Source organism: Mycobacterium sp. 1245801.1, from assembly GCF_001673055.1.
Lineage (GTDB): Bacteria > Actinomycetota > Actinomycetes > Mycobacteriales > Mycobacteriaceae > Mycobacterium > Mycobacterium europaeum_A.
The window spans coordinates 1-8,350 of record NZ_LZKY01000254.1 but is presented as its reverse complement, the minus strand read 5'-3'; the positions used below and the strand labels follow the sequence as shown (position 1 = coordinate 8,350).

The window sequence follows — 8,350 nt, the reverse complement described above, 5'->3', positions numbered from 1 at the left end:
GGGTCGTCGCCGAACAGCAGCGCCGCGTCGAGTATCACCGAATAACCGTTGCCGCCCAACGCGTCTCGGCCACCATGGTCGACGTACCACTGCGCACCCTGGAACAGGCACGTATAGGTCGGCGAGTATTTCTCCAGCAGGGCCATGGTCGGATCGAGCAGGTTCATGGACCGCACGATGTTCGACTCGTTGCGGCCGATCACGTTGATGCCGGTCTGGCTGAAGCCGATCGCCGACAGCAACAACGAATCCAGCGAGCGCTGGTCGTCCGTGATGGTCGCGCTCGTCGTCGTCGCCGAGTCCAGGATGGACAAGATGTTCTGCGCCGCATCGGAATAGATGGCGGTGGTCTTGCCGAACAGCCGCCAGTCCTTCCCGATGGTGTCCATGCGCGGGTTGACGGTGAGTAGCACGTTGTTGGCGTCGGTGATCGCTTGTCCGAGCCGGTCGCCCTTGCCGCGCACGGATTGCGCGAAGGCCGACAGGATCGCGTTCAGCTTTGCCGGGTCGAGCGCCTGGACCACCGACTGCAGGTTCTCGAAGACGGTGTTCACTTCCACGGTGACGTTGCGCGAGCGCAACAGCGCGCCGGGTTTCAACGATGCCGGGCTGGGATGGTCGGGAACGATCAGATCGACGTATTTCGAGCCGAACGCCGTGGTGGATGTGATCTCGGCCTCGAGGTTGCTCGGCAGATACTTGAAGGCGTCCGGTTGGATCTTCAGCTGCAGCCGAGCGGTCTTCACGTCGGTGCCGATCGACGCGACCTGACCCACCTGGACGCCGCGCAGCTTGACCTTGGCGCCGTCTTCCATCACCAGGCCGGCGCGGTCGGACACCAGCGTGAGCGGGACAAAGGCCTGGAATTTGCCCGAGAACGAGGCCGCGGTCATCGCGATCAGGCCACCGATCAGGATGAACAAGGTGGGTGCCCACCAGATCGGGTCAATCTTGCTGTGGCGGGTCCTGTTTCGCTGGAACGCCCCGTCGGCTTTGTGAGTGCTCATCCGGTCATCCCGACAGGTTGAAGTTGCCGGACTGCCCATAGACGGACAGCGAGATCATCAGGCACACGAAGGCCGTGACGATCATCGACGACCGCACCGACCGACCGACCGCTTCCCCGACGCCCGCCGGACCGCCCGTCGCGGTGAAGCCGTAATACGTGTGCACGACCATCACCCCGGCCGCCATGGTCAGCGCCGCCAAAAACGACCAGAACAGATCGGTGGGGCGCAAAAAGGTGGCGAAGTAGTGCTCGTAGACGCCTCGTGACTGCCCGTACACGTAGATCGTGAGGAACTTCGCCGCGACGAACGACATCAGCACGGCGACGGCATAGAGCGGGATGACGACCAGGATGCCGGCGATGATCCGGGTGGACGCCAAATAGGTGACCGCGCGGATGCCCATGACTTCCAGCGCGTCGATCTCCTCGTTGATGCGCATCGCGCCCAGCTGCGCGGTCGCCCCCGCACCGATCGTGGCGGCCAGTGCCAGACCGGCGGTGCAGGGCGCGATCATCCGCACGTTCAGGAACGCCGAGAGGAAGCCGGTCAGCGCTTCGACGCCGATGTTGGACAGCGTGTCGTAACCCTGTACCGCCACGAGGGCGCCGGTGGTCAGCGTGAGAAACCCGATGATGCCGACCGTGCCCCCGATGACGGCCAATGCCCCTGTGCCCATGCCCATCTCGGCGATCAGGCGCAGCAGTTCGTTCGGGTAGCGCCGTACCGCATCGACGGTGGCGGTCAGGGATTGCCCGTAGAAGGCGGTCTGTTCGCCCAGCTTCCGCGTGGAATCCGCGAGGCGGGGGCCAAGATTGACGAACCACGAGGGCTCGCGCGCGGCGTCGGTCATTTGGCCGTCACCTTCACACCGAGCGCGGTGGTCAGGATGTTGATGAAGAACAAGGCCATGAACGAGAAGACCACGGTTTCGTTCACCGCGTTGCCGACGCCGGTCGGGCCACCGCCCACCGACAGGCCCTTGTAGCAGGCGATCAGGCCGGCGGACAGCCCGAACAGCGTCGCCTTGATCAGCGAGATCACCACCTGCGGCAGCCCGGTGACCAGGGTCATCCCCGCGACGAACGCGCCGGGCGTGACGTGCTGGACGAAGACCACGAAGATGTAGCTGCCGGTCAGCCCGGTGACCGCCACCACCGAGTACAGCAGAACCGCGACGAACGTCGCCGCGATGATGCGCGGAACCACCAGTGCCTGAATCGGATTGACGCCGATCACCTTCATCGCGTCGATCTCCTCGCGGATGGTGCGCGCGCCGAGATCCGCGCACATGGCCGTCGACCCGGCACCCGAGACGACCATCGCCGTGACGACCGGTCCCACCTGAGTCACCGACGCCAACCCGGCGCCGGCACCCGACAGATCGCCCGCGCCGATCTCGACCAACAGGATGTTGAGGACGAACACGATGAGCACCGTGTACGGGATCGACAACATAATCGTCGGAAAAATGGAAACGCGGGCGACAAACCAAATCTGCTCGAGCACTTCGCGCCACGCCCATGGGCCGCGCACCGCCGCCACCAATGCCTCGGCGCTGAGCAGAAAGAATTGGCCCAGCGCGGTCATGGGCCGCGCAAGGACCGCCGCGTTCACGCTGCTCGTCCAGCCCAACGGAGGTCTTTGACTCAACCCGACCCCCATTTTCGTAACAGCGTTTATACGTTGGTAATTCGCTGGCCCTAACGCAAACAGCACTGTTTACCTGCGCCGCGTCTGCTTGAGCGCACTAGATGAGGGAATGTACGGGCAAAACGATGCCCGGCGTCAGGTTTGCAATCAAGAAGAAGAAATATTGGGTGGCGCCGCCAGGCCTGCGCCGATGTTCTATCCGGCCGCTGGCCTGCGTGATTAGTCGGAACCGGCCCGACGCAGCGGCCCCCGCAGCAGCGGCCGGCAGACGGACCGAGTAGCGACCGGTGGCGCACGCAGACGAAGGGTCCGGCGCACGGGAAAACCGGGGTGGCAGGCCGAATCAGCTTGCAACGCAGCGCTTCTCAACGCAGCACGGCCTGCGCCGCGGGTGCGGCTTTCCGTCCGCTCCGAAACCAGATGAGCATCCACGGCCACCGTCCCGTTCGGCTGTCGTCGCCGAAAGCCACAGTTCGGGCAAGACCGCTTGAACACAATGGTTTCCTTCAGCCTGACCCTAAGCGCGCTAGCCCGGATAAGATTCGAGCGTTCTGGATACACTCTGCCGGTGACCAATAGCCCGTCGTCATATCTGGTGCTGGCGTCGCAGCGCAGCGGCAGCACGCTGCTGGTCGAGTCGCTGCGCGCCACCGGCGTCGCCGGCGAGCCGCAGGAGTTCTTCCAGTATCTGCCGTCCACCAGCCAGTCCCCGCAGCCCCGGGAATGGTTCGCCGGCGTCGAGGACGAGTCGATCCTGAGCCTGCTCGACCCGCTGGACGTCGGGACGCCCGACCTGGCGCCGCCCGAGATCTGGCGGGCCTACATCCGCACGGTCGGGCGGACCCCGAACGGGGTGTGGGGCGGCAAGCTGATGTGGAACCAGACGCCACTGCTACTCGACCGTGCGAAGAACCTGCCGGACCGCAGCGGGGACGGCCTGCTGGCGGCGATCACGGATGTGGTGGGCGAGCAGCCGCTGTTGATTCACGTCTACCGGCCCGATGTGATCTCCCAAGCGGTGTCGTTCTGGCGGGCGGTGCAGACCCGGGTCTGGCGCGGCCGGCCCGACCCGGTCCGGGATGCGCGCGCCACCTATCACGCCGGGGCCATCGCCCACGTCGTCACCATGCTGCGCGCGCAAGAAGAGGGTTGGCGGAACTGGTTCGCCGAAGAAAACATCGAACCCATGGACATCTCGTATCCGGTGTTGTGGCGCAACCTGACTCAGGTGGTGGGGTCCATCCTGGAGGCGTTGGGCCTGGATCCACAGCTGGCGCCCGAGCCGGTGCTGGAGCGTCAGGCCGACCAGCGCTCCGACGAGTGGGTGGACCGCTATCGGGCCGATGCCGAGAAGCACGGCCTGCCAACCTGATCGGCCGGCCGAGCTAAATTCAGCCCGAGCCAATCACTTGGATGTAGCGCGCCCGGACGCCACCATTCCGGTCAAACGGATGCGGCTGGGAGACGCCGCCATAAGCGCTTGAGGAGCGGTCATCGTGGGTGAAGGCGTGCCAACTAACGGAAAGGACCCCGACGCTCCGCAGGGGCCGGACTGGGCGGCCCGGCTCGGTTCGGTGTCGGTGGACTGGTGGGCGACCGCGGTGGCGGGCGTGATCGTCGCGTTGGCCGTGGCCAACGTGCTTCCGAGGATCCCCTGGTGACCGGCGTGAGCACCGTCCGCACGGCACCCGACGAAACGTCGGACGAGGTCACCTTCACCAGCACCCGTCCCCTGGACTATGTGCCGGGCATCCTGCTGCTGATCGGCGTCGGGGTGCTGGGCAAGTACGCCCAGATCTGGTGGAACGCACTGGCCAAGCACCAGCACTGGACCGTGCCCGACATCGAATATGTGTTGTGGGCGATCGTGATTGGGCTCTTGATCACCAATACCATCGGCCTGCACCCGATATTCCGCCCCGGCGTGCTGACCTACGAATTCTGGCTCAAGGCCGGGATCGTGGCGCTCGGCTCGCGGTTCGTGCTGGGCGACATCGCCAAACTCGGCGGCATCAGCCTGGTGCAGATCCTGGTGGACATGACCATTGCCGGGACGATCATCATCGTGGTGGCCCGCGCGTTCGGGTTGTCGGGCAAGCTCGGCTCGCTGTTGGCGATAGGCACGTCCATCTGCGGGGTGTCGGCCATCGTGGCGGCCAAGGGGGCGATCCGGGCCCGCAACTCCGATGTCAGCTACGCGATCGCGGCGATCCTGGCGCTGGGCGCGGTGTCGCTGTTCGTGTTGCCGCCGTTGGGGCACGCGATCGGTCTCACGGACCACGAATTCGGTTTGTGGGCCGGGCTTTCCGTGGACAACACCGCCGAAACCACCGCCACGGGATATCTGTACTCCGACCACGCCGGCAAGATCGCGGTGCTGGTGAAGTCGACCCGTAACGCGCTGATCGGCTTCGTCGTGCTGGGCTTCGCGCTGTTTTGGGCCGCGCGAGGGGAAGCCGACGAGATCGCCCGGGGCGCCAAGGCCAAGACCGCGTTCATCTGGAGCAAATTCCCGAAGTTTGTGCTCGGCTTCCTGGTGGTCTCGGCGATCGCCACGGCGGGGTGGCTGACCAAGGGCCAGACCGCCAACCTCGCCAACGTGTCGAAATGGGCCTTCCTGCTGACCTTCGCCGGCGTGGGACTCAACACCGACATCCGTCAGATCGCGCGCACCGGGTGGCGGCCGTTGGTCGTCGCGGTCATCGGGTTGACCGTCGTCGCCACCGTCTCGCTCGGCATCGTGCTGCTGACGTCGCGCGTATTCGGTTGGGGTGCGGGAACTTAACGGTTCAGCGCCTGAACCGCATCGCGCTACGCGCCCGGCTGGGCGGGCGCTCGAATCCCCACGCCCGGCCGGCCGGGCGCTCGGCACGCCGGCCGCTCAGCCGACGTTGGTACCGCCCTCGGCGATCCGGCGCACCGCCTTGAGGAACACGTCGATCTCGTCGAAGGTGTTGTAGAACGCGAACGACGGACGGACCGTGGCCTCCAGACCCAGCCGCCGCAGGGCGGGCTGTGCGCAGTGATGGCCCGCGCGCACCGCGATGCCCTCGGCGTTGAGCGCCTTGCCCACCTCGAGCGGCTCGTGGCCGGCCAGCACGAAGGACAGCACGCTGGCCTTCTCCTGCGCGGTACCCACCAGGCGCACGCCCGGGATGTCGGCCAGCCGCGGCGTCGCGTACTCGAGCAAGGCGTGCTCGTAGGCGGCGATCCGCTCGACGCCCAACCGTTGCACATAGCGCAGCGCCTCCGTCAGCCCGACCGCGTCGGCGATGTTGCCGGTGCCGGCCTCGAACTTGGTCGGCGGTCCCTGGTACAGCGACCGGTCCAGCGTGACGTCGGCGATCATGTGACCGCCGCCCTGCCACGGCGGTGTCTCGGTCAGCGCCTCCTCGGTGCCGTAGAGCGCACCGATTCCGGTGGGGCCGTAGATCTTGTGTCCGGAGAACACGAAAAAGTCCGCACCGAGTTCGGCGACGTCGATCGGTATGTGCTGAATCGACTGAGCCCCATCGATCAGCACCCTGGCGCCGTAGCGGTGGCCGAGCTCGACGATCTTGTCCACCGGTACCACGGTGCCCAACGCGTTGGACACCTGGCTCGCGGCGACCAGCTTGGTCCGCGGACCCAGTAGCTCCTCGAACTCGCTCAGCAGCAGGTTGCCCGCATCGTCGATCGGGGCCACCTTCAGGATCGCGCCGGTTTTTTGCGAAATCAGCTGCCAGGGAACGATATTCGCGTGGTGCTCCAGGTGGGTGATGACGATCTCGTCGCCGGGCTGCAGATGCTTGCCACCCCATGCGTGCGCCACCAGGTTGATCGCCTCGGTGGTACCGCGGACGAACACGATGTTCTCGGAGCTCGGCGCGCCGATGAAATCGGCTACCGTGTCGCGGGCCTCCTCGTAGGCGTCGGTGGCCCGGGCCGCCAATTCGTGCGCGGCGCGGTGAATATTCGAGTTCTCGTGGGCGTAGAAGTGCGCCAACCGATCGATCACGACCTGCGGCTTCTGGGTGGTCGCCGCGTTGTCGAACCAGATGAGCGGCTTGCCGTTGACGATCTCCTTGAGGATCGGGAAGTCCGCCCGGACCGCGTTGACGTCGAATATCTCGTGCTCGTCCGAAAGCCGCGGCACGGGAGCGGCTTTGGTCAGGAAGTGGTAGTCCCCGTCGTCACCGGCCGGTGCGTTCGGTGCCGACGCGGGCGCGTCGGACCAGCCCAGGTCGGTGACGGCCGGCGCCTCGGGCAGCCACGACGGCGCCGAACCGCGCGAGCCGGCGGGCACGGTCGGTGTCGTTCCGGCCAACACACCGGGCACCGTGGGCACGATGCCGCCGGGCACCGCGAACGCACCCGGTTCACCGCCGAACCACGGGACGGCGGCCAGCGTCGTCGTGTCGGGCGCTCCCCCGCGCGGGGCCACCGGCGCCGTCTGCGGCGGGACGTCGGGTTCGGCCGACGTCGGCGCCGGTAGATAGATGTCGGAGAAATTCAGCTGCGGCACCGGTGACGGGTACACGTCGGCCGCCCCGGCGCCCGCCTGGCCGGCCGAGGTCGCCGCCGTGGCATCCGGGGCGCTGCCGCGCGGGGCCACCGGCACCGTCTGCGGCGGGGCTTCCGGTGCGCTGGAGGTTGGAGCCGGAACGTAGACGTCGTGCCCACCGACCAACGGGACCGGTCCGGGGTATACGTCGGCCGTGCCGGCCGCCGCCTGCCCGGCCGACGTCGCCGCCGTCGCGTCCGGCACGTTGCCACGCGGCGCGACCGGGGCCGACTGCGGTGGACTGTCCAGGCCCGGCCGGATGCTGGCCGCATACAACTGGCTGGCCAGCGCGGCAAGCTCCGCAGCGCTGATAGGCAGGTCGCTTTCGGCGTCTACCGCTCGGTACTCACTTGTACTCATGGAACTGGTCCACGGCGACGTCGTCGAGCACGGCGAGTGCGTCGTCGGTCAAAACAGCCAGGGACGTGTACAGGGTGACCAGGTAAGTCGCGATCGCCGACTGGTTGATGCCGGTGAACCGCACCGACAGACCCGGCGCCTGCTCCCCGACCAGGCCGGGCTGGAACAGGCCGACCACGCCCTGCCGCTCCTCACCGGTGCGCACCAGGATGAACTTGGTCTTGCCGTCCTCCACCGGGACCTTGTCCGACGGAATCAGCGGAATGCCGCGCCAGGTGATGAACTGCGCACCGAACAGGCTGACCACTGGCGGCGGGACGCCCCGGTAGGTGGCTTCACGGCCGAATGCGGCGATACCCAGCGGATGGGTGAGGAAGAAGCTGGGCGTCTTCCACACCTTGGTGATCAGCGCGTCGAGGTCGTCGGGCGCGGGGGCACCGGCGAGCGTCTGGATGGTCTGCTCCGGCGTGGCCTGCGCGAGCAACCCGTACTCGGGGCTGTTGATCAGTTCGAACTCTTGACGTTCCTTGATCGTCTCGATCGTCAGCCGCAGCTGCTGAGCGATCTGGTCGTGCGGGCTCGAGTACAGGTCGGACACCCGGGTGTGAATGTCGACCAGCGTCGAGATGCTACGCAGCGTGTATTCGCGCGGGCTGGTCTCGTAGTCGACATAGGTCTCCGGCAGCGGTTCGTCGGTGCCGGCGCCCGCCTCGGCCTTGATCGCCACCTGCTCGGCTGGGTCCCGGTGGAGGCCGGCATCTACCGGGTGAACCGGGTGGTCAACCCC

Annotated in this window: 8 protein-coding genes; 3 read left to right on the top strand and 5 right to left on the bottom strand. The window is 66.8% G+C overall.

What is annotated here, in order from left to right; genetic code table 11:
• From A5622_RS16450 to A5622_RS16440, 3 genes are all read right to left on the bottom strand, one after another.
• Positions 1 to 1,007 (bottom strand): MCE family protein (locus A5622_RS16450; protein WP_066880014.1); only part of this gene is annotated, 1,007 nt, incomplete at its 3' end.
• A gap of 4 nt (positions 1,008 to 1,011) precedes the next feature.
• Positions 1,012 to 1,860 (bottom strand): ABC transporter permease, encoded by an 849-nt coding sequence (locus A5622_RS16445; RefSeq protein ID WP_066869643.1) that lies wholly within the window; start codon positions 1,858 to 1,860, stop codon positions 1,012 to 1,014.
• Positions 1,857 to 2,624 carry an ABC transporter permease gene (locus A5622_RS16440; RefSeq protein WP_066869640.1) on the bottom strand — a complete coding sequence of 256 codons (768 nt, stop codon included), beginning with the start codon at positions 2,622 to 2,624 and terminating at the stop codon, positions 1,857 to 1,859. The genes A5622_RS16445 and A5622_RS16440 overlap by 4 nt, the downstream gene beginning before the upstream one ends.
• 604 nt (positions 2,625 to 3,228) lie before the next feature.
• Between A5622_RS16440 and A5622_RS16435 the strand changes: the two genes are divergently transcribed.
• From A5622_RS16435 to A5622_RS16430, 3 genes are all read left to right on the top strand, one after another.
• Positions 3,229 to 4,032, top strand: a complete 804-nt coding sequence (locus A5622_RS16435; RefSeq protein ID WP_066880012.1) for a Stf0 sulfotransferase family protein — start codon at positions 3,229 to 3,231, stop codon at positions 4,030 to 4,032.
• Between the two features lie 124 nt (positions 4,033 to 4,156).
• The gene (locus A5622_RS29740; RefSeq protein WP_197508029.1) at positions 4,157 to 4,321 is read left to right on the top strand and encodes a hypothetical protein; all 165 of its coding nucleotides are present in this window, start codon (positions 4,157 to 4,159) and stop codon (positions 4,319 to 4,321) included.
• Entirely contained in the window at positions 4,315 to 5,445 is a 1,131-nt protein-coding gene (locus A5622_RS16430; protein ID WP_066880016.1) for a YeiH family protein, read from the top strand. Before A5622_RS29740 ends, A5622_RS16430 begins: the two co-directional genes overlap by 7 nt.
• 96 nt (positions 5,446 to 5,541) lie before the next feature.
• Here A5622_RS16430 and A5622_RS16425 read toward each other — a convergent pair whose 3' ends face one another.
• Together A5622_RS16425 and A5622_RS16420 are read right to left on the bottom strand one after the other, a co-directional pair.
• Complete coding sequence (locus tag A5622_RS16425) at positions 5,542 to 7,563, bottom strand: family 2A encapsulin nanocompartment cargo protein cysteine desulfurase (protein ID WP_066880010.1); 2,022 nt, start codon at positions 7,561 to 7,563, stop codon at positions 5,542 to 5,544.
• On the bottom strand, positions 7,550 to 8,350 hold an 801-nt coding region (locus tag A5622_RS16420), incomplete at its 5' end, for a family 2A encapsulin nanocompartment shell protein (RefSeq protein ID WP_066880008.1). The genes A5622_RS16425 and A5622_RS16420, both read right to left, overlap by 14 nt.